General features: G+C 63.7%; 22 protein-coding genes. 13 read left to right on the top strand and 9 right to left on the bottom strand.

All coding sequences use genetic code 11. The features are described 5' to 3' along the window. Positions 1 to 25: 25 nt before the first annotated feature. Together lptG and lptF are read right to left on the bottom strand one after the other, a co-directional pair. Positions 26 to 1,132, bottom strand: coding sequence for an LPS export ABC transporter permease LptG (gene lptG, locus ABS769_RS07840; protein ID WP_168957132.1), 1,107 nt, complete (start codon positions 1,130 to 1,132; stop codon positions 26 to 28). Further along, positions 1,129 to 2,211: an LPS export ABC transporter permease LptF gene (gene lptF, locus ABS769_RS07835; RefSeq protein WP_006448521.1), complete on the bottom strand. Its 1,083-nt coding sequence runs from the start codon at positions 2,209 to 2,211 to the stop codon at positions 1,129 to 1,131. Before lptF ends, lptG begins: the two co-directional genes overlap by 4 nt. Before the next feature lie 107 nt (positions 2,212 to 2,318). On the opposite strand from lptF, the gene ABS769_RS07830 reads away from it, so the two are divergent. From ABS769_RS07830 to ABS769_RS07815, 4 genes are all read left to right on the top strand, one after another. Further along, entirely contained in the window at positions 2,319 to 3,791 is a 1,473-nt protein-coding gene (locus ABS769_RS07830; protein ID WP_176341589.1) for a leucyl aminopeptidase, read from the top strand. After that, complete coding sequence (locus tag ABS769_RS07825) at positions 3,791 to 4,156, top strand: hypothetical protein (RefSeq protein WP_316693610.1); 366 nt, start codon at positions 3,791 to 3,793, stop codon at positions 4,154 to 4,156. Before ABS769_RS07830 ends, ABS769_RS07825 begins: the two co-directional genes overlap by 1 nt. 7 nt (positions 4,157 to 4,163) lie before the next feature. After that, positions 4,164 to 4,589: a DNA polymerase III subunit chi gene (locus ABS769_RS07820; protein ID WP_317059997.1), complete on the top strand. Its 426-nt coding sequence runs from the start codon at positions 4,164 to 4,166 to the stop codon at positions 4,587 to 4,589. Between the two features lie 208 nt (positions 4,590 to 4,797). Further along, a complete protein-coding gene (locus ABS769_RS07815) occupies positions 4,798 to 7,683 on the top strand; it encodes a valine--tRNA ligase (RefSeq protein ID WP_317059998.1) in 2,886 nt (961 codons plus the stop codon). Positions 7,684 to 8,183: 500 nt separating this feature from the next. On the opposite strand, the gene ABS769_RS07810 is transcribed toward ABS769_RS07815, so the two are convergent. From ABS769_RS07810 to pssA, 5 genes are all read right to left on the bottom strand, one after another. After that, on the bottom strand, positions 8,184 to 9,296 hold the full coding sequence (locus ABS769_RS07810; RefSeq protein ID WP_317060110.1) for a pectate lyase family protein: 1,113 nt from the start codon (positions 9,294 to 9,296) through the stop codon (positions 8,184 to 8,186). A gap of 417 nt (positions 9,297 to 9,713) precedes the next feature. Further along, the gene (locus ABS769_RS07805; RefSeq protein ID WP_317059999.1) at positions 9,714 to 10,847 is read right to left on the bottom strand and encodes a pectate lyase family protein; all 1,134 of its coding nucleotides are present in this window, start codon (positions 10,845 to 10,847) and stop codon (positions 9,714 to 9,716) included. Between the two features lie 784 nt (positions 10,848 to 11,631). Beyond that, positions 11,632 to 12,114: a ribosomal protein S18-alanine N-acetyltransferase gene (rimI, locus tag ABS769_RS07800; protein WP_023902533.1), complete on the bottom strand. Its 483-nt coding sequence runs from the start codon at positions 12,112 to 12,114 to the stop codon at positions 11,632 to 11,634. Beyond that, entirely contained in the window at positions 12,111 to 12,587 is a 477-nt protein-coding gene (locus tag ABS769_RS07795) for an alanine acetyltransferase (protein ID WP_317060001.1), read from the bottom strand. The genes rimI and ABS769_RS07795 overlap by 4 nt, the downstream gene beginning before the upstream one ends. Positions 12,588 to 12,626: 39 nt before the next feature. After that, positions 12,627 to 13,400, bottom strand: a complete 774-nt coding sequence (pssA, locus tag ABS769_RS07790; protein WP_023902531.1) for a CDP-diacylglycerol--serine O-phosphatidyltransferase — start codon at positions 13,398 to 13,400, stop codon at positions 12,627 to 12,629. Positions 13,401 to 13,533: 133 nt separating this feature from the next. Between pssA and ABS769_RS07785 the strand changes: the two genes are divergently transcribed. The 3 genes from ABS769_RS07785 to ABS769_RS07775 all read left to right on the top strand — a co-directional run bounded on the left by ABS769_RS07785 (position 13,534) and on the right by ABS769_RS07775 (position 16,489). Beyond that, positions 13,534 to 13,938, top strand: a complete 405-nt coding sequence (locus tag ABS769_RS07785) for a DUF4124 domain-containing protein (protein WP_317060002.1) — start codon at positions 13,534 to 13,536, stop codon at positions 13,936 to 13,938. Positions 13,939 to 14,185: 247 nt separating this feature from the next. Further along, positions 14,186 to 15,880 (top strand): proline--tRNA ligase, encoded by a 1,695-nt coding sequence (locus tag ABS769_RS07780; RefSeq protein WP_317060003.1) that lies wholly within the window; start codon positions 14,186 to 14,188, stop codon positions 15,878 to 15,880. Positions 15,881 to 16,024: 144 nt separating this feature from the next. Continuing rightward, positions 16,025 to 16,489 carry an H-NS histone family protein gene (locus tag ABS769_RS07775; protein WP_317060004.1) on the top strand — a complete coding sequence of 155 codons (465 nt, stop codon included), beginning with the start codon at positions 16,025 to 16,027 and terminating at the stop codon, positions 16,487 to 16,489. A 59-nt stretch (positions 16,490 to 16,548) separates the two neighbouring features. Here ABS769_RS07775 and ABS769_RS07770 read toward each other — a convergent pair whose 3' ends face one another. Then, positions 16,549 to 17,808 (bottom strand): threonine/serine ThrE exporter family protein, encoded by a 1,260-nt coding sequence (locus ABS769_RS07770; protein ID WP_043888908.1) that lies wholly within the window; start codon positions 17,806 to 17,808, stop codon positions 16,549 to 16,551. Between the two features lie 167 nt (positions 17,809 to 17,975). Here ABS769_RS07770 and ABS769_RS07765 point away from each other — a divergent pair, with 167 nt between their 5' ends. From ABS769_RS07765 to ABS769_RS07750, 4 genes are all read left to right on the top strand, one after another. Continuing rightward, the gene (locus ABS769_RS07765) at positions 17,976 to 19,088 is read left to right on the top strand and encodes an MlaE family ABC transporter permease (protein WP_006452291.1); all 1,113 of its coding nucleotides are present in this window, start codon (positions 17,976 to 17,978) and stop codon (positions 19,086 to 19,088) included. Between the two features lie 85 nt (positions 19,089 to 19,173). Then, positions 19,174 to 20,016, top strand: coding sequence for an ABC transporter ATP-binding protein (locus ABS769_RS07760; protein WP_317060006.1), 843 nt, complete (start codon positions 19,174 to 19,176; stop codon positions 20,014 to 20,016). A gap of 2 nt (positions 20,017 to 20,018) precedes the next feature. Further along, positions 20,019 to 20,945 carry an MlaD family protein gene (locus ABS769_RS07755; RefSeq protein WP_023902524.1) on the top strand — a complete coding sequence of 309 codons (927 nt, stop codon included), beginning with the start codon at positions 20,019 to 20,021 and terminating at the stop codon, positions 20,943 to 20,945. Further along, positions 20,942 to 21,586, top strand: coding sequence for an ABC-type transport auxiliary lipoprotein family protein (locus tag ABS769_RS07750; RefSeq protein WP_317060009.1), 645 nt, complete (start codon positions 20,942 to 20,944; stop codon positions 21,584 to 21,586). Before ABS769_RS07755 ends, ABS769_RS07750 begins: the two co-directional genes overlap by 4 nt. 752 nt (positions 21,587 to 22,338) lie before the next feature. On the opposite strand, the gene ABS769_RS07745 is transcribed toward ABS769_RS07750, so the two are convergent. Then, complete coding sequence (locus tag ABS769_RS07745; protein ID WP_317060010.1) at positions 22,339 to 22,938, bottom strand: alpha-ketoglutarate-dependent dioxygenase AlkB family protein; 600 nt, start codon at positions 22,936 to 22,938, stop codon at positions 22,339 to 22,341. Between the two features lie 126 nt (positions 22,939 to 23,064). Here ABS769_RS07745 and ABS769_RS07740 point away from each other — a divergent pair, with 126 nt between their 5' ends. Together ABS769_RS07740 and ABS769_RS07735 are read left to right on the top strand one after the other, a co-directional pair. Continuing rightward, on the top strand, positions 23,065 to 24,714 hold the full coding sequence (locus ABS769_RS07740; RefSeq protein ID WP_317060011.1) for an electron transfer flavoprotein-ubiquinone oxidoreductase: 1,650 nt from the start codon (positions 23,065 to 23,067) through the stop codon (positions 24,712 to 24,714). Next, complete coding sequence (locus ABS769_RS07735) at positions 24,711 to 26,798, top strand: glycoside hydrolase family 99-like domain-containing protein (RefSeq protein ID WP_317060012.1); 2,088 nt, start codon at positions 24,711 to 24,713, stop codon at positions 26,796 to 26,798. Before ABS769_RS07740 ends, ABS769_RS07735 begins: the two co-directional genes overlap by 4 nt. Positions 26,799 to 26,811 lie beyond the last annotated feature (13 nt).

The following is a 26,811-nucleotide window of genomic DNA, read 5'->3' as shown; positions in this document are numbered from 1 at the left end:
GGTGAGCGCAATTTTGTTAGTCGCTCTAGCTACTGCGCCGCCGGAACAACCACGCCGACACCCCCAGCATCACCATCGGCGGCAGCGCGTAGGCGATGCGGTAATCCAGCTTGAGCGCACCGGCCATGCGGCCGAAGAACAGCTGCAGCAGCCAGAAGCCCAGCGCGAACAGGATGCCCAGGAACAGCCGCTTGCCCAGACCGCCGCTACGCAGCGAACCGAACGAGAACGGAATCGCCGCCAGGCACAGCGCCAATACATTGAGCGGATAGAACCAGCGGCTCCAGTACTGATCTTCGTAGTCGCGCGCGTCCAGGCCATTGCGGCGGCGGTACTCGATGCTCTGTTCCAAATCGCGCGCGGACAGGTTGCGCGGCTTGGCCAGCCCCGCCGCCAGCGCCGCCGGGCTGAGCTGCGATTGCCACGGCAGCTCCGGGAAAGTTTCGCGCTGCACCGAGCGCTCCTGGAAGGTGTCGCGGCGCACCTGGCGCAGCGTCCAGGCGCCATTGCGATTTTCTGCCAATGCCGCATAGGTCAGCTGCTGCAGGCGGCCGCCGGCATCGAGGTGATACAGCCGCACATCGTGCAGATCCAGCGCGGTACCGCCGCCGTCGAGCAACTTCTCTTCGCCGCTCAGCGCATTGAGGAAGGTATCGCCTTCGCGCGCCCATAGGCCCGAATAACGCGCCATTGCCATATCGCTGTTGTAGCGGGCGCTGGTCTTGAGCGTATCGGCCTGGTTCTGCGCCCAAGGCCCCACGGTCTCGCCGCTGATCACCATGCCGGCGGTCAGCAACGCCATCGCCGCAACCACCGAGGCCGACATCCGCTTGCGCGACACGCCCAGCGCACGCAAGGCGGTCAGCTCGGAGGTGGCCGCCAATTGACCCAGGCCCATCAAGGCACCGATCACCGCCGCAGTGGGGAACAAGGTGTAGGCCCGCCGCGGCACCGTGTACGCCACATAAGCGAACGCATGACCAAAGGTATAGCTCCCCTGGCCAATGTTCTTGGCCTCGCTGGCAAACGCGTTGACCAGATCCAGCCCCAGCAGCACGGCCCAGGTCAGCAGCACGGTGAACAGCACCGCGCGCCCGACGTACCAATCGTGTACCCGTGGCATCAGCCTCATGCGCGCACCCTCGGCCGACGCACGCGGCCATCGCGTGCATACGCCCAGATCGCCACTGCCAGCAGCGGCAGCGTCAGCCACCACAGACCGAGCGCGGCCGGTGTCTTGCCGTTGGCGATCCACTGGGTGCCGACGATCATCAGGTTGGTACCCACCATGTACGCCAGGAACGCCAGCATGATCCGGCCGTAACGTTGCTGCCGCGGCGCACTGCGCGATAGCGGCAGGGTCAGCAGCGCAAACGCCAGCGCCAGCAGCGGCGGCGCCAGACGCTCATGCAGCTGCGCGCGCGCGGCCGGGCGTTCGTCCGACAGCAGCTGCGTGGTCCACATCACTTCCGGGTCGTTGGCGTCGTGCACCTGGCTGCGGTCGGGCAGAGCCACGTCGTTGCTGGCGAACTTCATCAAGCGGTAGTCCAGGGTGTTGCCGGCGGCCGGGCCTTCGATGCGGTAACCGTCCTCCAGGCGCAGGTAGCGGTTGGCCTTGCCTTCGAAGAACATCGCGCCACGCTCGGCGGTGACCACATCGATGCGGTCGTCCTTCTGGCGCTGCATGAACACCTTGCCCAGGCCCTTGCCGTCGGCCGAGATCGTGGTGAGATAGACCACCCCACCGCCGGACAGCGGGGTGAACTTGCCCGACTCCAGGCCGGCCATCAGCACGCTGCGGTTGGCGTCTTCCAGCATGGTCTCGGCGGTACGGCTGGCCCACGGGCCCAGCCACAGCGAGCACAGCCCGATCAGCACCACCACCGGCACCACCAGCATCAGGATCGGGCGCAACATGCGCCGCGGGCCGACACCAATGGCGGTGATCACGGCCATTTCTGAATCGCGGTACAGCCTCGCCAGTGCCAGCAGCAGGCCGAGCATGAGCGCCAACGGCAGGATGATCGGCAGGTAGGCCACAAATTGCAGGCCCACCTGAGACAGCAACAAGCGAGCGGGGATGCGGCCATCGGCGATATTGCCGAGGATATCCACCAGCACACCGCCCACGCTGACGACCAGCAGCACGATCAAGGTGGCCAGGAAGCTCTGGGTGAAATCGCTAAGCAGGTATCGATCGAGCTTCGGCATGGGGTGGGCTTGTTTTAAACTCTCGGATTCGTTCGCGGCATCGCCAGCCTAGTCAGGTTGGCGTAAACAGTCCGCGATTGTACGGATTTGCCTACGGAATCTGATCAATGGCCCTGCAATTCACCCTGAACCAAGACGCGCCGGCAAGCGCCCACGTCGACTGCATCGTGGTTGGCGTGTTCGCCGACAAGACCCTTTCGCCCGCCGCCCAGGCGCTGGACAGCGCCAGCCAGGGCCGTTTGACGGCACTGGTCGCACGCGGCGATGTGGCCTCCAAGACCGGCAGCACCAGCCTACTGCACGACCTGCCCGGCGTTGCCGCCCCGCGCGTACTGGTGGTCGGGCTGGGCGATGCCGGCAAGTTCGGCGTGGCGCCCTACCTCAAGGCGATCGGCGATGCGACCCGCGCGCTGAAGACCGGCCCGGTCGGCACCGCCCTGCTCACCCTGACCGAATTGCCGATCAAGGCGCGCGATAGCGCCTGGAACATCCGCCAGGCGATCGTCGTCAGCGACCACGCCGCTTACCGCTACACCGCAACGCTGGGCAAGAAGAAGGTCGACGAGACCGGCTTGACCACCCTGGCGATTGCCGGCGACGACGCCCGCGCACTGGCGGTTGGCGTGGCCACCGCCGAGGGCGTGGAGTTCGCCCGCGAGCTGGGCAACCTGCCGCCGAACTACTGCACCCCGGCCTACCTGGCCGAGACCGCGGCCGCATTCGCCGGCAAGTTCCCCGGCGCCGAAGCCGAGATTCTGGACGAGACGCAGATGGAAGCGCTCGGCATGGGCTCGCTGCTGTCGGTGGCGCGCGGCTCGGCCAACCGCCCGCACTTGATCGTGCTGAAGTGGAACGGCGGCGGCGACGCGCGCCCCTATGTCTTGGTCGGCAAGGGCATCACCTTCGATACCGGCGGCGTCAACCTCAAGACGCAGGGCGGCATCGAGGAAATGAAGTACGACATGTGCGGCGGCGCCAACGTCATCGGCACGTTCGTGGCCACGGTCAAGGCCGAGCTGCCGATCAATCTGGTGGTGGTGGTGCCGGCGGTGGAAAACGCCATCGACGGCAATGCGTACCGTCCCTCGGATGTGATCACCAGCATGTCCGGCAAGACCATCGAGGTCGGCAATACCGACGCCGAAGGCCGCCTGATCCTGTGCGATGCGCTGACCTACGCCGAGCGCTTCAACCCCGAAGCACTGGTGGACGTGGCCACGCTGACCGGCGCCTGCATGGTGGCACTCGGCCACCAGACCGCCGGCCTGATGAGCAAGCACGACGACCTGGCCAACGAACTGCTGGCCGCCGGCGAGCACGTGTTCGACCGCGCCTGGCGCCTGCCGCTGTGGGACGAATACCAGGGCCTGCTGGATTCCAGCTTCGCCGACGTCTACAACATCGGCGGCCGCTGGGGCGGCGCGATCACGGCCGGCTGCTTCCTGTCGCGCTTCACCGAGAACCAGCGCTGGGCGCATCTGGACATCGCCGGCGTGGCCAGCGACGAAGGCAAGCGCGGCATGGCCACCGGTCGCCCGGTCGGGCTGTTGACGCAGTGGTTGCTCGACCGCGCAGCCTGATGTCGCCACGCGCTGCACTGGCCCTGATCGCTGGCTTCGTGCTGGTGGACGGGGCCGCCAGCGCGTTACCCGGCTGGTGGAACGGCGATGCCGCCGACCTGGTGCGGTTTGCGCTGCTGCTGGTGCTGATCTTCGTCTGGCTGGCGGCCGACAGCCGCCAGCACGGCTATCGCCGCCCGATGTGGCTCAACATCGGCATGGTGCTGGCCTGGCTGGTGTTCATCCCCATCTATCTGTATCGCTCGCGGCCTGCCGGCCGACGCCTGCGCGCCACAGGCGGGTTTCTGTTGGCGGTACTGGCGTCCGGCCTGCTGTTCACGCTCGGCAGCGTCGTTGCCGAATCTGTTTTCCCTTCCGTTTCGTGATCTGACCATGCCCCGTGCCGACTTTTATCTGATCGCCAAACCGCGCTTCCTCAACGAACCGCTGCGGCTGGTCTGCGAGCTGGCGCGCAAGGCCTACGACGCCAATCTCTCCACGCTGATCCTGGCGCGCGATGCCGAACAGGCCGAAGCGCTGGACGACCTGCTGTGGGCGTTCGACGACGAGGCCTATATTCCGCACCAGATCGCCGGCACCGACGAAGAGGACGAACTCGCCCCGGTGCTGATCGCCGCCCCGGAGTTTGCCGCGCCCTCGCGCCCGTTGGTGATCAACCTGCGCGACGATCCCTATCTGGGCGCCTGCGACCGGGTGCTGGAAGTGGTGCCCGCCGACCCCGCCGCCCGCGAACCGCTGCGCGAACGCTGGAAACAGTACAAGGCCCTGGGCCTGGAACTGACCAAGTACGACATGTGAGAGGGGCGGGGATTGGGGAGTTGGGATTGGGGATTCGCAGGAGCGGTTTTGCGCGCATCCACAAGTCCTTTCCAACGACGCATCCCAACAGCCAATCTCCGTTCCACAGCGCCACCGCTGAGGTTGATGCAATGGACTGCCAGTGATCTCTGCCGGCACCATGAATCAACAAATCCCGAATCCCGAATCAACGAATCCCAGCCCCTCTATGACCACCCTAGCCTCCAGCTACGACCCCTCTTCCTTCGAATCGCGCCTGTACGCGCAGTGGGAGGCCGCCGGTTATTTCGTGCCGTCCGGCAAGGGGGAGCCGTATACGGTGTTGCTGCCGCCGCCGAACGTGACCGGCACGCTACACATGGGCCATGCGTTTCAGCAGACGCTGATGGATGCGCTAGTGCGCTATCACCGCATGCGCGGCTTCGACACGCTGTGGCAGGTGGGCACCGACCACGCCGGCATCGCGACCGAAATGGTGGTGTCGCGCAATCTGGCGCTGGAAGGCAACGGCGAAACGCGCGACTCGCTCGGGCGCGAGGGCTTCATCGCAAAGGTGTGGGAGTGGAAGGCCGAATCCGGCGACACCATCGAGCGCCAGATGCGCCGCCTGGGCACCTCCAGCGATTGGTCGCGCAGCACCTTCACCATGGACCCGCAGCCCTCGGCCGCGGTCAACGAAGCGTTCGTGCGCTGGTACGAGCAGGGCCTGATCTATCGCGGCCAGCGCCTGGTCAACTGGGACCCGGTACTGAAAACCGCCATCTCCGATCTGGAAGTGGAAAACGTCGAAGAAGACGGCTTCCTGTGGTCGATCCGCTATCCGCTAGCGGACGGCGTGACCTATGAGCACGTCGAGCACGATGCCGACGGCAACGAGACGCTGCGCGAAACCCGCGATTATCTGGTGGTGGCCACCACGCGCCCGGAAACCATGCTGGGCGACACCGCCGTGATGGTGCACCCGGAAGACACACGCTACGCCACGCTGCACAACGCCCGCATCGTGCTGCCGCTGACCGGCCGGCAAGTGCCGGTGATCACAGACGATTACGTCGACCGTGCCTTCGGCACCGGCGTTGTCAAGGTCACGCCGGCGCATGATTTCAACGATTACGCGGTGGGCGTGCGGCATGACTTGCCGTTGATCAATCTGTTCACCGTCACTGCAACGATCAACGACAACGCACCGGAGCGTTACCGCGGCCTGGATCGCTACGACGCACGCAAGCTGGTGCTGTCCGAACTGGAAGACCTGGGCGTATTGGTCGAAACCAAACCGCACAAACTGCAGGTACCGCGCGGCGACCGTACCGGCCAGGTGATCGAGCCCTATCTCACCGACCAGTGGTTCGTGAAGATGGACGCACTGGCCAAACGTGGCCTGGAGCTGGTCGAAAGCGGCCAGATCAAATTCGTGCCGCCGAACTGGATCAACACCTATCGCCACTGGATGGAGAATATCCAGGATTGGTGCATCAGCCGTCAGCTGTGGTGGGGCCACCGCATTCCGGCGTGGTTCGACGATGCGGGCCGTTGCTACGTCGGGCATGACGAAGCCGAGGTGCGCGCGAAACACGGCCTGGGTGCCGACGTCGCGCTGCATCAGGACAGCGACGTGCTGGAAACCTGGTTCTCCTCGCAACTGTGGCCGTTTTCCACGCTGGGCTGGCCGGATGCGAACGCGATGGCCGAGCGCGGTTTCGAGCGCTATCTGCCGTCGTCGGTGCTGGTCACCGGCTTCGACATCATCTTCTTCTGGGTGGCGCGCATGATCATGGCCACCGACAGCTTCACCGGCCAGGTGCCGTTCCGCGATGTCTATATCACCGGCCTGATTCGCGATGCGCAAGGCCAGAAGATGTCCAAGTCCAAGGGCAACGTGCTCGATCCGCTCGACATCATCGACGGCATCAGCATCGAGGCGCTGGTCGCCAAGCGCACCACCGGCCTGATGAAGCCCAAGGATGCGCCCAAGATCGAAAAAGCCACGCGCAAGGAATTCCCGGACGGCATCATCGCGCACGGTGCCGACGCACTGCGCTTCACCATCGCCGCACTCGCCACGCATGGTCGCGATATCAAGTTCGATCTTGGCCGCGCCGAAGGTTACAAGAACTTCTGCAACAAGCTGTGGAATGCCACGCGCTTTGTGCTGATGAACACCGAAGGCGCGCGCTTTGCCGGCGTGCCGCAGCCGCGCACCGAAGCGGAGCAGTGGATCCTGGCGCGTCTGGACAAGGTCACCGCAGAAACCCACGCGCACTACGCCAACTACCGTTTCGATCTGCTCACCCAATCGCTGTACGAATTCGCCTGGAATGCGTTCTGCGATTGGTTCGTGGAACTGGCCAAGCCCGCACTCAACGGCGCGGTGCAGGACAGCACGCTGGCCGCTGCAGGCAGCACGCCGGAAGCGATTGAGCATGCAGAAGATGCTGCCAGCACGCGCCACACGCTGCTCTATGTGCTCGAAGCCTTGCTGCGTCTGCTGCACCCGCTCACACCGTTCGTCACCGAAGAGCTGTGGCAGCAGGTCGCACCGCGCCTGGGCATCACTGCCGCGACGATCTCGTTGCAGACGTTCCCGCAGGCAGGCGATGTCGACACGCACGGCTATGCCAGCGCGGAGGCCGATGTCGAGTGGCTGAAGTCGATGGTGTCGGCGCTGCGCCGCGTACGCAGCGAGTTGAACGTGCCGCCCTCCAAGCAGGTGCGCCTGCTGTTGCAGGCCGGCACGCAGGACGATCGCACCCGCGTGGCCCGCTTCGCCTCGCAGCTGTCGTTCCTGCTCAAGCTAGAAACGATCGACTGGCTGGACGCCGGCCAGGAGGCACCGCCATCAGCCGCCGCCATCGTCGGCGAGCTCACGCTGCTGGTGCCGCTGGAAGGCCTGGTCGACATGGATGCCGAACGCACGCGCCTGGACAAGGAAATCAAGCGTGTGGAAGGCGAAATCGGCAAGTGCAACGGCAAACTCGGCAACGCCACGTTCGTGGAAAATGCACCGGCCGTGGTGGTCGAACAGGAACGCGCGCGCTTGAACGACTGGACAACGCAGTTGACCGGTCTGCGCGAGCAACGCGCCAAGATCTAGCGCAATAGATCACCTGACTGCGCCGCCACCAGGCGACCGCAGTCGGTATTCGAAGAAACGACCGATCGGATGGTCGAGCGCGCGGTGCCCTCGCCGCTCGCAGGACACGCCGCAAGTACGTCCATGTAGGCTCGGTGGCAGCATCCATGCCGCCACACGGTCCCGCAATCGGCGAGGACACCGCACCAGACAGGTTGCTGGCTGTTTTATTGAAAGCTATGCGCACCGATCAACTCGACTGGCCCTTGCCCGCCCACCGTCGCGGGGCCTTACGCGGCATGGATGCCGCGTAAGGGCTTAGAAGGACGTACTTGCAGCGTGTCCCGCGAGGGTGGGCGGGCAAGGACCCTGCAGCGAGTCACAGCCCTGACGTTCTGCAGTCGACGAACCCAAATCACTCAATCGGCTCACAGCGACAGAGATATCGAGTCTTGCCGCTGCTAGAGCTTGCCGATGCCAGAGACGGTCAAAACTAGGCAGTCGAATGCGCAGCACTCGCCTTACAGGTGACCCGTGCCCACATCGGCCAACACCGTCGCTGCCACACTCTGGATCGGCAGCAAGCCGTAGCTATACGGCGGTGTCCAACCGATCGTGCTGTCGAGCGTACACACCAGTGCTGCGCCATTGAGCAGCGAACCACGGTCGCGGTACTTGCCGCCACCGATGTCCTGCACTACGTCCTTGCAACCCGACGCCCCACCGATCTGGAAGTCGTTGTTCTCCGACAATACCGCCGACTGAATCGCCACCCCGTGCGCGTAGTTGAACGGATAATCCGTATCGAACTTGTCGCCCAGATGCAGATTGTTGAACAGATGCACCTGCCCATAGCGTACCCGCGGCCCGCGTGCGGCCACCGCGTTGAACAACGAATCGTGGATGGTGACCTTCAACTTGCCCACATCGCCGCGATCAGTCTTGTCGGTGGAACCGATCAGGGTGTTTTTCTCGTGGTGATCGAAGAACGTATGCGAGATGGTCACGTAGTTCGCACCGTTCTTGACGTCCAACGCGCCGTCGTGATGCTGCACATGGCGGCCGTTGGCGATCTCGTTGTGGTCATCCAGACGGCGTCCGTCGGTGAAGACCATGTGGTCGATCCACACGTTGCTGGCACCGTCGACAGTCAGACCATCGAACTCCGAATTCCAGTTACCCAGCTTGCCATCGGTCGGATCCCACAGCGGTTCCGGATCCCACGGATTTTCGATGTTGAGATTGCGAATGATGACGTCGTTGCCCTTCACCAGCAGATAGCCCTCGATGATCCACGCATCCGCACCCACACCGATGATGCTGGTCTTGGCTGGAATATCCAACCGCGCACGCAGCTTCATATCGGCCTTGGTGGTGTACGCCACGCCTTCGCTCGGATCGATCACGCCCTGCACGTAGATCAGCCGTCCGCCTGCACCGACGTTGGCCTTCAAGGCCGCCTTGAGCGAGCGCGCATCGTTGACTAAGAACGTGTCGGCCATCGCCGCAGCGCTGCCGCCACGCGTTCCACCATTCTGCGTTGCCCATCCCGTCTTTGCTGCCTCACGTGCAGGGTCGGCGTGCGCGGCCATGCTCGCCAATCCCATGCAAACGCACACCGCAGCGCGCAGCATCCCACCTCGCGCAAGAAACTTGCTCGATTCGATTTTCATGTTGTCCCCATCAATCATGCAGAAAAGATGCCTGACGACAGCACCGTTGCAGTGCGGCTACGGCAGACACGCTGACCATCGAGATAACCGCGCTTGTTGTGCGTCATCGCGATGGCGGGCGCAATCTACCAAACCAAACTCAACCACAACCGACTATTCAGAAATTGATTGCATGGATCTTGCGTTCTGCTGCGCAGCGAACCGAAGCCGAGTGATGGTCCGCACACTCGTTACGTCGTGATTTTCACTTGTCGCGCGAGCCATCGAGACATCAATGAGGACATTGCGCAAAACGCACAACGCCCGCACTTTCTGCGGGCCTTGCTTGATGCATTCGCATCGCTGCATTCACTGCAGCAAAGCAACTGAGGCACTACTTCACAGTTTTCCGGCACCAGCCTTTGCCTTGACGTCTGCAGCGACCTTGTCGGCCGACAGCAGGTTGTAGGTGTACGGCGGCGTCCAACCGATGTTGGTATTCCACGAGCAGGTCAGCGCCTTGCCGTTGAGCAGCGAGCCCTGATCGCGATACACGCTACCGCCGTAATCGGCCGCGATCTTGTCGCAGCCGCTCACACCGCTGATATCGAACGCATTGCGCTCGGAGAAGATCTTCGATTCCTTGCCCACGCCATGCGCGTGCGAGAACTTGTAGACCGGATGGGTGGTGCTGCCGACGTGGTAGTTGTTGTACAGATGCACCTGGCCGAAGCGCACCCGCGGCGCACGTGCGGAGATGTTTTCGAACAAGGTGTTGTGGATGGTCACCTTGAGCTTGCCGCTGTCGGTGCTGGAGGCGCTGTCGCTGGAACCGATCAGATCGTTCTTCTCGTGCGACTTGAAGGCCGAGTAGGAAATCGTCACGAAGTTGGCGCCTTTCTTGACGTCCATCGCGCCATCGTGATGCTGCTTGGGGCGGCCATTGGCGGTGCCGTTCTGATCGTCGGTGCGGCGGCCGTCGGTGAAGGTGACATGGTCTACCCACACGTTGGTGGCGCCTTCCACAGTCAGGCCGTCGTACTCGGCATTCCAGTTGCCGGCGCTGCCGTCATCCGGATCCCAGACCGGTTCCGGATCCCACGGATTTTCGATGGTGAGATTGCGAATGATGACGTCGTTGGCCTTGACGTAGAAATAGCCCTCGCGAATTTCCGCGTTGCTGGTGATGCCGATCAGCGTGGTCTTGGTCGGCACGTCCAGACGCGCGCGCGCCTTCATATCCGAGGTCTTGGTGTAGGGTTTGCCTTCACTGACATCGATGATGCCGCTGATCTTGATGATGCGTCCGTTGCTGCCCACGCTGGCCTTCAGCGCGTTCTTCAGCTCGGCGGCATTCTTGACCGTGTATATGTTGGCAGCGGCCGCTTTGGAGCCGCCTTTGGTCCCACCGTTCTGTGTTGCCCAACCAGTGGTTGCAACTTCCAGTGCAGGATCGGCGCAGGCAACGCCAACGACCAGCAACGACCCGACAAACAGCGACGCGGCGGCCGCCGTTGAAAATTTCGGCTTCATCTTGATGTCTCCCTCGGATAGGTTCGATGCGCCGCGCGGCGGCACACCCCTCGTCTAACAGGCGCGGAACATACTTTTTATCTATGTAATGTTCAGTTCCGCGAAACCGATACTAGGAGCATCGCAATCGCTTGTATCTAGCCGATGTATCGATGTGGATGCGCAGTCACGCAAACGGTTGCGAGACATCCAAGAGAAGACAAAACGCTACGTTCAAGACACGCGGAGACAGCGACAAGGACACTGCAGCGCAGCATGATTCGAGTCGCAATGCAGATGGACGCAGGTTCAGTACGGTGTGCCGCTGCGATCACGTGCTGCGTGTTTTCTTGAACGTCCATGCGTGTTGCGATGCGACGTAGCGACAACGCAACGCGTGCACTGCGATCGGGCTTATGCGATCAGCGCAACCGAAAAACAGAAAATGGAAAACATCACCATCGATCAGCGCGGCGCGCGGCGCTGCACGCTGTACGTTGGACTATACGCGCGACGGGCAATCAATCGGACGCAACAATTGCGCACATCGCAATGCCATCGATTGCAACCACGCGACAGCCTGAGTCAAAACGACGGCGAGCGATTGATTGCGGACGGTGACATCGTCGGTGGCGGCATGCGGTTAACGGCATCCGATCGCAGGCGCAGCCTGTTGCTGCGATGGACATTGCGCACGCGAGCTGCAGCGCAACAGCAATGGATGCACGCGGCCATCAGCACGCATCACATCAACTGTCGCCAACGCACTCCATCGACGAACGCGGTCAGCAACTACCAATGGCGCTCAGGAGAACCCTTCGAAGAACAACTCGATCGCCATCACCAACGCATCCTCGCGCCCGGTGTTGGAGGGGTAGTAGCGTGGGCGCCGTCCGATTTCGTTGAAGCCTTCGGAGTGATACAGCGCGATCGCCGAGGGGTTGGACGGGCGCACTTCCAGAAACGCACGCCGCGCGCCGCGATCGCAGGCACCCTTGATCAGCGCGCGCAGCAATACGCGGCCATGGCCTTGCGATTGGGCTTCTGGTGCGATGCAGACGTTGAGCACGTGCGCCTCGTCGGCGGCAATGCTGATCACGCCGTAGCCGATGACCTGGCCACCCTGCTCCATCACCCAGCCGGGGTAGCCGGCCTGCAGGCAGTCGCGAAAGATGTTGCGCGTCCACGGAAACGGATAGGCGCGATGCTCGATCTCCATCACCACGTCCAGATCGCTCTCGCGCATCGCGCGCAGCGCTGTGGGCAGGGGCGCGTTCAATGCGCTCACGCCGGGTCCTGACGCCGCCGTAGCGCACGCAACTGCGGCCATAGCGCGCGCTTGGCTGCCGGGTTGCCACGCAACTCGGCCAGCGGCCAGGTGGCCATCAAGGCCTGGGTATTCGGGTCGCCGGGGTTGCAGCCGGAAGCGCGCAGCAACGCGATCTGCAAACGATCCGGCAGGCCGACACGACTGCGCCGCGGCGGCGCGGCCGACGGCGCGGTGTTGGGCGCACGTGGCGCCTCAGCGGGTGCAGCCGGTGCGGTGCGACGTGCGACAGGCGCCGCAGAGTGCGCCACCGATGGCGCCTGCACCGCACGCTCGACACGCATCGGCGCGGCTGCCGGCGCGCTCTCGACCACCTCGGCAGGCGCAGGCAATGCATCCACCGTGTCGCGGTCCAGATACACGGTGTGCCCCAACGCCTGCAGATACGAGACCTGCAGATCGGACCACATCGGCTCGGATGCCATCTCACTCATGACAGCACGCTCATGACAAATTGCTCATCACAGCCGGGCTCATGGCAGCTCGGGGACGCGCCGCCAGCGCCGCCACAGCCACATCACCGGGCCGGACAGCGCATACAGCACGCCGATCACCAGCAGCGAACGGGCCAGATCGATCACCAGCAACGCAATCACCACCGTGGCGATCGCCAGCGCCAGGAACGGCACGCGGTCGGCACGCGGCCCACGCGCACCGCCCTTGAAGCTCCAGAAGCGGATCCGGCTGACCATCAACAAGGCAGAGACCACCGTGATCGCCAATGCCAGATAGCGCAGCTGCTCGCCATCGAAGCCCAGGCTGTCGTCGGCAAACGCCCACACGAACGCCATCATCAAGCCGGCCGCCGCCGGACTGGCCAGGCCGATGAACCAGCGTTTGTCGACCACGCCTACTTGCGTGTTGAAGCGAGCCAGCCGCAATGCCGCGCAGGCCGCATACAGAAAGGCGGCCGACCAGCCGACCCGGCCCATCACGTTGCTGTCGTACTTCAGTGCCGACAGCGACCAGTGGTACATCACCAATGCCGGGGCCATGCCGAAGCTGACCAGATCGGCCAGCGAGTCGTACTGCACGCCGAATTCGCTGCTGGTATTGGTCAGGCGCGCGACCCGGCCGTCCAACCCGTCCATCACCGCAGCCACGAACACCGCCATGGCCGCCTGGACGAATTGCCCATTGGCGGCGGCGATGATGGCGTAGAAACCGGAAAACAGCCCGGCGGTGGTGAACAGGTTCGGCAGTAGGTAAATCGTGCGCGAGCGCGGGGGCGGTCTCATTTCATCCATCCGGCAAGTGTAGGGCCTGAGGTCCGTTCGGCGGTAGCGCGCCCTGCCCTTGACGCGTACGCCGGGCGGCATCACTTGCCAGCGCAGGCCGCGGATGCTGCAATCGCCGCGGGAATCATCCAGGGGAAGCCACATGCAGCTGTCGTCCGGGCTTTGCGCCCTGTTGATGCTGGTCAGCGCCGGCGCCGGCGCGACCGATCTCTATAAGTGGAAGGACGCCAAGGGCGTGACCCACTACACCGAAACCCCGCCGCCGTCCGGCCAGCGCTACGAAGCGCGCCGGATCGACGCGCGCAGCGGCACCGCCGCCATCGCCGCGCCGGAGACCGCCACGCCCGAATCGGCCGATTGCCTCACCGCACGTCGCAACCTGGAGCTGCTCAGCGGCAAGGGCGAGGTGACCATGGGCGCCGGCGCCGACGGCAAGCCCGGCACCCCGCTGGACCCGGACGCCCGCACCGCGCAGCGCAACCTCGCCGAAGCGGCCGCCAAGGCCTATTGCAAGCCGGCCCCGACCAGCAGCGGCCCGGCCACCTGAGTCCAAAACACGTAGCCGCCCTCTATTGGGTGGACGCTGCGCACCAACTGCCGTCTACGCAAGGCGCGGCCGATTTCAGCACCGGCCGCGCCAGAACGCCGGCCACACGTCTTTGGGCCAAGAACACTTGGCCAGACCGGTCACTCACCGGTCTTTCCCGCCCTGCCGAGACGGGGCAGCGCCCTCGCCGATGACCGCCAGGGCGCGACACTGGCAAACTATGGGCTTTCCGCCCAAGCGAAGCCCGATGCGTCTTTCCCAGTTTCACCTGCACACCACCAAGGAAACCCCGGCCGACGCCGAGCTGGTCAGCCACCGTCTGATGCTGCGCGCGGGCATGATCCGCAAGCTGGCCTCCGGGCTGTACACCTGGTCGCCGCTGGGCCTGCGCGTGTTGCGCAAGGTCGAGGCCATCGTGCGCGAAGAGATGAACCGCGCCGGGGCGGTGGAAGTGTTGTTCCCCACCATCCAGCCGCGCGAGTTGTGGGACGCCACCGGCCGTTGGGAAAAGTTCGGCGGGCAGTTGCTCAAGATCAAGGACCGTAAGGAACAGGAGTTCTGCTACAGCCCCACCGCCGAGGAAGCTGCGGCCGAGTTCGCGCGCCAGGAGATCAACAGCTACAAGCAGCTGCCGCTGAATTTCTATCAGATCCAGACCAAGTTCCGCGATGAAATCCGCCCGCGCTTCGGGGTGATGCGTGCGCGCGAATTCCTGATGAAGGACGCTTACTCGTTTCATCTCACCGACGAGGACATGGCGCGCGAGTACGACAACATGCGCGCGACCTACACCCGCATCTTTACCCGCCTGGGGCTGGAATTCCGCGCCGTGCAGGCCGATTCCGGCGCCATCGGCGGTGACGCCTCGCAGGAATTCCACGTCATCGCCGCCTCCGGCGAAGACTCGCTGGCGTTCTCCACGGCTTCCGATTACGCCGCCAACGTGGAAACTGCCAGTGCCGCCCTGCCCGCCCCGCGCGCCGAGGCTGGCGAGGCGATGCGCCAGGTCGCAACGCCCACCCAGAAGACCTGCGAAGACGTCGCCCAGTTGCTGGGCATCGCGCTGCAGCGCACGGTCAAGTCGGTGGCGGTGATGACCGAGGCCGGCTTTGTGCTGGTATTGGTCCGTGGCGACCACGCGGTCAACGAGATCAAGCTGGGCAAGGTCGCCGGGCTGGCCGGTTACCGGATGGCCAATGAGGCCGAAATCCGCGACCACCTCGGCTGCGAGCCCGGCTTCCTGGGCCCGGTGAACACCGCGCGCCCGGTGCGCGTGGTGGCCGACCGCGATGTCGCAGCCCTGGCCGATTTCGTGGTCGGCGCCAATGTGTCCGGCGCGCATCTGGCAGGCGTCAACTGGGGCCGCGACCTGCCCGAGCCGGACACCGTGGCCGATGTGCGCAACGTCATCGAAGGCGAACGTGCGGCCGATGGCGGCGAGCTGCGGCTGGCCCGTGGCATCGAAGTGGGCCATGTGTTCCAGCTTGGCAGCCAGTACGCACAGGCATTGCAGGCCACCGTGATCGACGAGAACGGCAAGGTCGCGGTGATGAAGATGGGCTGCTACGGCATCGGTATTTCGCGCATCGTGGCTGCAGCGATCGAACAGAACCACGACGAGGCCGGCATCATCTGGCCCGCACCGATGGCGCCATGGCAGGTGGTGGTGTGCGTGATCAACCCGAAACAGGACCCACAGGTGATTGCCGCAGCCGGTGCGCTGTTGGACGAATTGATTGCCGCAGGGATCGAAGCCGCACTGGACGATCGCGGTTTGCGTCCGGGCGCCATGTTTGCCGATATGGAACTATTGGGCATTCCGCATCGGGTGCTGGTCTCAGAACGCGGATTGGCGGCCGGCACATTTGAATATCGCGCGCGCACCGCCGAGGCAGCAGAAAACCTGGATAAGTCCGGGTTATTCTCCCGCCTGAAACGTTGATCAAACACCCCGAACCCGCTTCAAACAGATGAACACAAGGCGCCGAATTATTTCGGCGCATTTGTCACGCGGGTTTTCTGACATTATGATGGCCAGCGCTGCCACGGACCGGCATTCTTTTCTCTCTCATTTTCCGGAGTAGTGATGTCGATCGATCTTAGCGGCCTGTCGGCCAAGCAGTTGGGTGCACTGATCAAGAATGCGAAGAAGCAGCAGACGGTGGTTGCCAAGCGCACCCCGATCGCAAAGGTCCGCACCCAGCTGACCCGCGCCGCGAAAGCGCATGGTTATTCCATTGAAGAATTGTTTGGCGCTTCTGCCACTGCCAGCGCTGGTCCGGGTCGTCCGGCTGCCGCTGCCAAGCCGGGCCCGCGCGCCGGCCGCAAGTTGGGCAAGGTGCCGCCGAAGTATCGCAACCCGGCAAATCCCCAGGAAGCCTGGACCGGCCGTGGCAAGCAGCCGCGCTGGCTGGCCGAATTGACCGCCGCCGGCAAGAAAGTCGAAGACTTCCTGATCAGCAAGGTCGGCGGCAAGAAGACCCCGGCCAAGAAGACCTCGGCACGTAAAGTTGTCACCAAGCGCGCCACCAAGAAGTCCAAGGCCGCTTGATTCAAACCAATAAAAACGCCGGCATTGCCGGCGTTTTTATTGCGCGCGTTTCCTGCACCTCATAAATTCTTGCGGGCCGGAATCAACAGATTGCCGAACAGCAATCCGGCCATCAATGCCATCACGATATTGGTCACTGCCAATAGTGCCGCTTGCCCGACACTGACATCCTGTTGCTGCACCAGGGTGAGAAATCCGCGCAGGCTGGTACTACCTGGAACCAGCATGATGATGCCCGGCAAACGAATCAATGCACCGGGTCTTTGCACCACCCGCCCGAATAGATTACCGGCGGCAGTCAATGCCATGGCCGAGGCGAATACGCCGGCCGGGCCGCCCCAGGCATGCCCCGCATAACGCGCAATGACATAACCGGACATGGCTGCAGCCATGATCCAGGGATAATCGCGTCGACTGGCTTTGAACAACACTGCAAACGCATAAGCAGCCACCAGCAGCGAAGCCCATTCCACCCAACTGGCCTGCGGACGCACCGCGGCGAGCTGTGGCTGCAAGCCGACCAGCTGCGTCAGCGTCACGGCGATCACCGCACCGACGGTGAGCTTGAGCACCGTGGTCACCGCGCCGGCCAGGCGCGCGGTTCCCGAGACCCAGTGCTGGCTGGCCAGCTCGTTGAAGGCATTGGTCAGCGACATGCCGGGCAGCAGCACCACCAGCGAGGCGATGATCACCGTATTGAGATTCAACGGGCCAAGCAGCGAGCCGACCACCGTCGCCACCACCCCGGCCAGCAAGCCGGCCAATGCTTCTCCGGCCTCTTTGGTGGCCGGGCGTTTATCGGTGTATTGGGTCAGCAGCCCGATCGACATACCGATCGCGCCAGCGGTGGCGATATCCAGCCAGGGCAATTTCCACAGCCCGGCCACGCCGGCTGCAGCCAGCCCGAAGGCCAGCACCTGCATGGTCTTGCCACGCCGGTCGACCTCGCGGTCCAGCCGGCGCAGCGCCGTGTGCCCCTGCGCGATGCTCATGCGTCCATTGGCCACGCTGTCGGCGATGTAATCGGCCACGCTGAGTTTGTACAGATCGTTCTCGCCCGGGGCCAGCCGGATCACCCGGGTGATGTCGCTGGAGCCGATCGACTTGGTCGGGTCGCTGAAGCTCAAAATAATCCCGGTGGGATTGGACCAGGGCTCGCAGTCCAGCCCCAGCTTTTGCGACAGCCCGACCACCGCGGCCTCCAGCCGCTGCGCGGTGGTGCCGTAGGTATGCAGGCGCCCGGCGATTTCCGAAACGAAGGCGACGCGCTGCGCGTAGGTGGCGCTGGCGGACGGTTGGACGAGGGTGGCGGCGGACATGCGTAGCGGGTCGGATCGGAGAAACGCCGTCTGGCGAGGCCGCCAGTGTATGCCGCAGTGCGCGTGGCCGGCGCCCCCGATCGCCCATGCCGGAGCCGCGGGGGCGAAGCGTCCCCAACATTCGCTCACGCCGGGCGCGGTATGCTGGCGCCACGGACAGGCCACCCATGATCAAACCGCAACCTCCACGCATCGAACAAGACTCGCAGGATCACGCACAGGTCCGCCTTGCCGGCAGTTGGGTCCTGGCGACAGCATTGCCGCAGGCAGAACTGCTGCAGGCCGTGCCCGATGGCATTCGTCGCATCGACGCGCGCGGCATCGCGCAACTGGATTCGGCCGGCGTGCTGCAGTTGCTGCGCTTCGCCAGCCGCATGGGCTTGAAGGAAGACGCGATCGATTTCCGCGATGAGCACCAGGCCCTGGTGTGCACCATCGAAGAACTCAATGACGAGCGCCCCAAACCCAAACGCGACTATGGTTTTGTCGCCGCGCTGGACCGTCTGGGCCGCACCACGCATGGCGTGGGCCAGGGCATCCTGGAGCTGAACAGCTTTCTGGGCGAGAACCTGGTCAAGATCGCGCGGCTGATCCACGAGCCGCGCCGCTTCCGCCTCACCTCCACCGTGCACCACATGGAACAGGTCGGCCTGGATGCGGTGCCGCTGGTGGTGCTGCTGTCGTATCTGGTGGGCGCGGTGATCGCGTTCCTGGGCTCGACCATCCTGCGCGACTTCGGCGCGGAAATTTATGTAGTGGAGCTGGTCTCGATCGCCTTCCTGCGCGAGTTCGCCGTGCTTCTCACCGCGATTGTCCTGGCCGGGCGCACCGCCAGCGCCTTCACCGCGCAGATCGGTGCGATGAAATCGCGCGAGGAAGTGGATGCCATCCGCACCCTGGGCCTGGACCCGATCGATCTGCTGGTGATTCCGCGCCTGCTGGCGCTGATCTTCACCCTGCCGCTGCTGACCTTCATCGCGATGATCGCCGGCCTGGCCGGTGGTGTGACGGTGGGTGCGTTCGATCTGGATATTCCGCCGCAGATGTATCTGGCGCGCATGCACGACACCATCCAGTTGCGGCATTTTCTGGTCGGGCTGTCCAAAGCGCCGCTGTTTGCGCTGGTGATCGGCCTGATCGGCTGTCTGGAAGGCTTGAAGGTCAGCGGCACCGCGCAGTCGGTTGGCGAGCGCACCACCTCCTCGGTGGTGCAGACGATTTCCTTGGTCATCATCCTCGACGCGATTGCTGCGCTGTGGTTCATGAAGATGGGGTGGTGATGAGGCTGGGATTCGACATTCGGGATTTGGGATTCGTGCAAGGCAGAAGCGCAGCTGACGCCCTGACATTAGGGAGAGCTGTGCTTTGACCAATCCCCAATCCCCAATCCCCAATCCCGGCACCGAACCCGAGACCGACGATGACCAGCTGGCGATCTCGGTGCGCGGGCTGACCAACCGCTTCGGTAGCCAGGTCGTGCACGAGGAGCTGGACCTGGACGTGCGTCGCGGCGAGATCCTGGGCGTGGTCGGCGGCTCGGGCACCGGCAAGTCGGTGCTGATGCGCAGCATCCTGGGCCTGCGCGAGCCGGACGCCGGCAGCATCCAGGTGCTGGGGGCGGATGCGCGCTCGGGTCGCTTCGCCGACCGCCAGCACATCACCCGCAACACCGGCGTGCTGTTTCAGGACGGCGCGCTGTTCTCGTCGATGACCGTCGGCGAAAACGTGCAGGTCCCGCTGAAGGAACATCACGGCGAGTTCCCCGAGCGCTGGTATTTCGAACTGGCACTGTTGAAGATCAAGCTGGCTGGCCTGCCGGCCGATGCGTTGGACAAGCTGCCTTCGCAATTGTCCGGCGGCATGCGCAAGCGCGCCGGCCTGGCGCGTGCACTGGCGCTGGACCCGCCGCTGCTGTTTCTGGACGAGCCCACTGCTGGCCTGGACCCGATCGGCGCGGCCGCCTTCGACCGTTTGATCCGGACCTTGCAGCAGGCGCTGGGCCTGACCGTGTTCCTGATCACCCACGACCTGGATACGCTGTACGCCATCTGCGACCGCATCGCAGTGCTGGCCGATCGCAAGGTCATCGCCAACGCACCACTGGCCGAAGTCGAACAGCTTGACCACCCCTGGATCCAGGAATACTTCCACGGTCCGCGCGCCCGCGCCGCGCGCGCGGCCAAGACCGACTCCACCGAGACCGCCTGAGCATGGAAACCAAAGCCAATTACGTCCTGATCGGCGCCTTCACCATCGTGGCGGGCCTGGCCCTGCTGCTGTTCGGGCTATGGGCCGCAAAATATTCCTCTGACCGCACCTGGCAGCAATACCGGGTGGTGTTTCGCGAAGCGGTCACCGGCCTGACGGTTGGCAGCCCGGTGCAATACAACGGCATCGCGGTGGGCTCGATCACCGAGCTGACGCTGGCGCCGAACGACCCGCGCCAGGTCGTGGCGCACGTGCGGGTGAACTCCACCACGCCGATCAAGAGCGACACGCGCGCCAAGCTGGCCATCACCAGCCTGACCGGCCCGTCGATCATCCAGCTCTCCGGCGGCACGCCCGAAGCACCGTCGCTGACCACCATCGACAAAAGCGATGCGCCGATCATCCAGACCACGCCGTCGGCGCTGCAGAACATCACCGACACCGCCAACCGCATCGTCGAGCGCATGGACCAGATGCTCTCTGACAAGAACGTGGCCAGCATCACCGCCACCTTGCAGAACCTGGAAAAGATCAGCGGCGGCATCGCCGACCGCGACGAAGGCATGCAGGCGCTGATCGTCAGCGCGCGCGATGCCGCCCGCAATCTGGACACCACCCTGACCACCACCAACGGCACCATCAAGCGGCTGGATCAGAACCTGGTGCAGCAGCTGCCGGGCATCCTGGCCAAGCTCGACGCCACGCTGGTCAAGCTGGATTCGGCCGCCGGCAACGCCGACAACATCCTTGGCGAGAACCGCGCGGCCATCAATAGTTTCGCCAACGATGGCCTCGGCCAACTTGGGCCCACGCTGACCGAATTGCGCGGTCTGATCCGCGACCTGCGCCGGGTCAGCGACAAACTGGACAACAACCCTGCGCGCTACCTGCTCGGCCGCGACGCACCCAAGGAGTTCGAACCGAAATGACTGCCATGCGCCTGTTGCGTCCCTTGTTGTGCGTCTCGTTGCTGGCGCTGGGCGGCTGCTCGCTGCTGACCGGCGGCGACCAGAAACCGGCCACGATCTACGCACCCACCGTGCGGATCACGCCGAACCCGTCCTGGCCGCAGGTGAGCTGGCAACTGTCGGTTGCCAAGCCCAGCGCCGCGCGTGTGATCGACAGCCCGCGCATCAACGTGCGCCCCACCCCGGGTGAGTTGCAGGTCTATCACGGCGCCGGCTGGGCACAGCCGGCCACCGACATGCTGGAAGACAGCGTGGTGCGCGCGTTCGAGGACTCCGGCAAGATCGCGGCGGTCGCCCGCATCGGCACCGGCATCCGCTCCGACTACAAGCTGGCGATCGACCTGCGCCGCTTCGAGTCCGACTACGCCGGCCAGTCGCTGCCCTCGGCCACCATCGAACTCAACGCCAAACTGCTGCACGCTGCCGATCAGCGCGTGGTGGCCTCGCGTACCTTCCTGGTTGCACGCCCGTCCACGGATACCGACACCGCGACGGTCGCCGCAGCCTTCGAGCAGGCGATGACGCAGGTCACCACCGAGCTGGTGGGTTGGACCTTGATCACCGGTCAACAGGACAGCCAGAACCTGCCGCGTTCGTTGTAAGCGCAAAGCGACAGAAGCTTTTCACGCGACCACCGACCAACTGTCTGGTGCGGTGTCCTCACCGCTTGCGGGACAGTGTGGCGGCATGGATGCCGCCACCGAGCCCCCAGGGACGGGTTCACGGCGTGTCCCGCGAGCGATGAGGGCACCGCGCCCTCGATTGACTAGGCTTGAAGATCGCTAAGCAACCGCAACACGCGAAATCTCAGCGTCTCGAATTGATTGGGCAGTGCTGATAAATCAATTGCAAAGCGGTTGATCTGCTCGCTGGCTGCAGGGCCCTTGCCCGCCCACCATCGCAGGACACGCTGCAAGTACGTCCTTGTAAGCTCTTACGCGGCATCCATGCCGCGTAAGGTCCCGCGACGGTGGGCGGGCAAGGACCAGTCGAGATGGTCGGTGTGCAAGGGTGCAAGCAATGCATAACGTGCTTCTGATGCGCTCGATCTCATTTAGTTGTGGCCCGCATCAGCAAGCTAATGCAACCAGCGAGATGGTCCGCCTTTCACAAAGCTACCGACCCACTTTCTGGTGCGGTGTCCTCACCGATTGCGGGACCGTGTGGCGGCATGGATGCCGCCACCGAGCCCCCATGGACGGGTTCACGGCGTGTCCCGCGAGCGGTGAGGGCACCGCGCCCTCGACTCACTAAGCATTTGACCTGCACTTCTGAATGCATCCACAAAGTTGCGGACGACAAAACCACTGCACTCACCGCCAGCCGACCGCTCGCTACGTTTTGTTAGCCGCTCTTAATCACTGGGTACGCGCATCGCGATCTGACGAAAGGTAAGGTTGATCCGCTCCCCCACCGGGCGCGCAGTTCGCGGCAAGGCGTGTTTGTAATGGCGCTGGGTATCGCCGCCCATCAGCAACAGATCGCCGTGCCCCAGCTCCAGCGTCTGCTTCAAGGCCGCATCGTCGCGATGCTTGAACGCAAACCGCCGCGTCGCACCCAGGCTCAATGACGCGATCAGCGGCTGCGCGCCCAACTCCGGTTCGTCATCGCTATGCCAGCCCATCGCATCGTTACCGCTGCGATAGCGGTTGACCAGCACGCTGTTGAACGGTTGCCCGGTCTCCTCCTGCAAGCGCGCGCGCAATGGCTGCAACGCGTCCAGCCACGGTTGCGGCGCGAACTGCGTGCCCGAGTAGCGATAACTCGCCTCCGCATCGCCGATCCAGCTACACAAGCGCGGCGAATCCACCGTCCGCCCGAACATCCGGATGCGGTGCACTTCCCACTGCACCTGCGCCAGCAGCGCCTGCAGCAGCGCATCGGCCTGCGCGCGCTGCAACCAACCGCGACACCAGGCGATCTCCGCTTGCGGCAATGCCACCCGAATCTTCATGCGGCAAACGCTAGCACGCGCCCGCTGAGCGGGGCTGCGCGGTGCGGATGAATCGATCCGATTTGCCGCCGTCACATCGAATCCCGGAAAATGCGCGTTAGCCATCGAGCCAACGGGAGCGGAGCAATGTCGGAAGCGGGAGTCGGCGCACATGCGTCAGAGACGGTCGAGCGCGACGTGATGGAGTACGACGTCGTCACCGTCGGCGCCGGTCCGGCCGGGCTGGCATTTGCGATCCGGCTCAAGCAGCTCGATCCGAACATCAGCGTGTGCGTGATCGAAAAGTCCAGCACCATCGGCGCGCATATCCTCTCCGGTGCGGTGATCGAGCCGGGCCCGCTGGATGCCTTGCTGCCGGGCTGGCGCGACAACCCGCCGCCGGTCTGCGTGGCCGCCACCGACGACGAATTCTGGTTTCTCGGCAAGGACAGTGCACGCAAGTTCCCGGTGGTGCCGCCGGGCATGCGCAACCACGGCAACTTCATCGTCAGCTTAGGGGCGATGTGCGCCTGGCTGGCGCCGCAGGCCGAGGCGCTGGGCGTGGAAATCTACCCAGGCTTTGCCGCCGCCGAAACCCTGCATGACGCCAACGACCAGGTCATCGGCGTGCGCATTGGCGACATGGGCGTGGCCAAGGATGGATCGCACAAGCCCGGCTACACCGCAGGCATCGACATCCGCGCCAAGGTGACCGTGCTGGCCGAGGGCGCCCGTGGCCATCTGACCAAGCGCCTGCTCAAACGCTTCGACCTCACTGCCGACGCCGACCCGCAGGGCTATTCGATCGGCATCAAGGAGCTTTGGCAGGTGCCAGAGGGCCGCGTCAGCCCCGGCAAGATCGTGCACACGCTCGGCTGGCCGGCCGACAACCGCACCTACGGCGGCAGCTTCCTGTATCACCTGGACAACAACCAGATCGCGCTCGGCTATGTCAGCGGTCTGGACTACAGCGACCCCAAGTACCAGCCGTGGGAAGCCTTCCAGCAATGGAAGAACCACGCGCTGATCAAGTCGGTGCTGGAAGGCGGCAGCATTCTTTCGGCCGGCGCACGCGCGATCGTCACCGGCGGCTGGCAGTCGCTGCCGAAAGTGGACATGCCTGGGGCCTTGTTGATCGGCGACACCGCCGGCCTGCTCAACGTACCCAAGATCAAGGGCACCCATCAGGCGATCCGCAGCGGCATGCTGGCTGCCGAACATCTGGTGCAATCGCAACTGGCCCCGCAAGGCTTCGACGCAAAACTGCGCGCCTCCGATGCGATGGCGGAGTTGAAAGAAGTGCGCAATATCAAGCCCGGTTTCAAGAAAGGCCTATGGTTCGGCCTGCTCAATGCGGCGTGGGAAACCGCGCTCAAGGGCGCCTCGCCCTGGACGCTGAAGAACAAGCCCGACTGGTCGGCACTGCACAAGATTGGCGAGTACGAGCAGCCCAAGCGCGACTACGGCATGCGCGAACTCGCACCACGCGATCGTCTGCAGGCGGTCTACTTTGCAGCCACCGAACACGACGAAGACCAGCCCGTGCATCTGAAAGTGCTCGACACCGACATCTGCGCCACCCGCTGCGTCGCCGAGTACGACAACCCCTGCACGCGCTTCTGCCCGGCCAACGTCTACGAGATGGTCGCAGATACCAATAGCCCCTCCGGCAAGCGCCTGCAGATCAACGCCGCCAACTGCGTGCACTGCAAGACCTGCGACATCAAGGACCCCTACGAGATCATCACCTGGGTCACACCGGAGGGTGGTTCCGGGCCGAACTACCAGAATCTATGAGTACACCAGGTCGCTCCATGCAGTCACGCGTACGCACGCAGTTATTCGCACTGCTGCGCACGGGATTTCGCGCAATTCCCCTGAGTGAAGCAACACGCGACCGCTGGCGCAGTTGGTTCCTGGACCGACATGCCGACTGGGTACCCGAGCCTGTACGCGGGCGTGCAAACCATGGCCTCTCGCGACGCCCCGCAGCACGTAGTGACGAACCGGCGATCGGTCATGTGCCTTATCGCACGGGTGCATTGCCAGAAATACTTCCGGCAACCCTGGTTGCGTTCTATCTGCCGCAATTTCATCCCATTCCAGAGAACGACGCGTGGTGGGGCAATGGCTTTACCGAATGGCGCAACGTCAGCCGCGCGCTTCCACAATTTGAAGGCCATCAACAGCCCCGGCTTCCCGCTGATCTTGGCTTCTATGATCTTCGTACTCCTCTCGTTATGCGCGAGCAAGCTCGCCTTGCACAGGAGTACGGCCTTGGTGCTTTCTGTTTCTATTTCTACTGGTTCGCCGGCAAGACTTTGCTGGAAATGCCGATCACCCAATGGCACGAAGACACCACGATCACCTTGCCATTCTGCCTTTGCTGGGCAAATGAGAAATGGGCGCGTCGTTGGGACGGGCGTGGCGACGACATCCTGATCGATCAAGCACACAGCGCGGACGACGATCTGGCCTTTATCGCACACGTCGCAGCATACATGCGCAACCCGAAATATCTGCGCGTGGATGGCCGCCCGTTGTTGCTGGTCTATCGGCCACATTTGCTGCCCGAGCCTGCCCAGACCGCAGCACGCTGGCGCAGTTGGTGCCGTGACAATGGCATCGGTGAAATTCATCTTGCCTATGTGCAAGGCTTCGAACGTCCCGATCCGCGCGACATTGGATTCGATGCGGCAGTCGAATTCCCTCCCAATATGAGTACGCCACCTTCGGTCACTGCCAGACAGCGATTGGTGAATCCGGACTTCAATGGCGACTTGCTCGATTGGCGAGAACTTGCGCGCGACATGGAACAACGACCGATGCGCGATTACACGCTATATCCGGGTGTAAACCCAGGCTGGGACAACGAACCGCGCCGCTCCGGAAAGGGACGCATCTACCTGCATGCATCCCCGCGCCGATATCGTGATTGGCTATCGCGCACTGTGCAGCATCGCCTCGTCAATGTGGCGCCTGCACACCGCATGGTGTTCATCAATGCATGGAATGAGTGGGCCGAAGGCGCGGTACTCGAACCAGATGCACGCCTGGGACATGCGTGGCTGGATGCAACACGACAGGCGCTGACGCGCGCACCTGAAATTGCAACGAAGGCACGTTCGCTGAGCGCATGCGTGGTGTTGCACGCCTGGTATCTCGATGTACTGGACGAGATGCTCGATGCAATCGTGGCGTGCGGAACTCGGCTGCGCATCATCATCACGACCGACCTCATGAAGGTCATCGAAGTCAATAAGTGCATACAGCGGCGCGGTATCCAGGCCGAGGTGGAAGGCTTTGAAAATCGTGGCCGCGACATCCTGCCTTTCCTACACGTGGCCAACCGGCTACTCGATGAGGACGTGCAGCTGGTTTTGAAGCTGCATACCAAGAAATCGACCCATCGCGATGACGGAAATGCATGGCGGGACGAGATGCTCAACGCATTGCTGGCGCCACAGAGGGTCGATGCGATCGTGAACGCATTCTCCACCGATCCGCTTGTCGGTCTCGCGGCACCTGACGGTCATCTATTACCGGTAATCGATTTTATCGGAGGCAACGCTGACGCACTGGATTATCTTGCTGCTCGCACAGGCACTGATGCACCGAACGCGCACAGCATGTTCGCCTCGGGCAGCATGTTCTGGGTAAGACTGGAAGCACTGCGCCCGCTATTGGATGCGCATCTGCACCCAAGTGAATTCGAAAGCGAGCAAGGCCAGATCGATGGCACCTTGGCGCATGCCGTCGAACGCTTCTTCGGTGTTGCCGTGACCCAGTCCGGGCATCGCGTCGCGACGATCGAACAAACGCTGGGAATCATCACAACACCATCAGCCCAGCCTTACCGGTATGCACGCAAGGCGCCTTGACGGCGCCCTGCGA

Origin of the sequence: Xanthomonas hortorum, from assembly GCF_040279205.1 — a bacterium.
GTDB classification, from domain to species: Bacteria; Pseudomonadota; Gammaproteobacteria; order Xanthomonadales; family Xanthomonadaceae; genus Xanthomonas; species Xanthomonas hortorum_F.
This window is presented reverse-complemented; position numbering and strand designations above follow the sequence as displayed.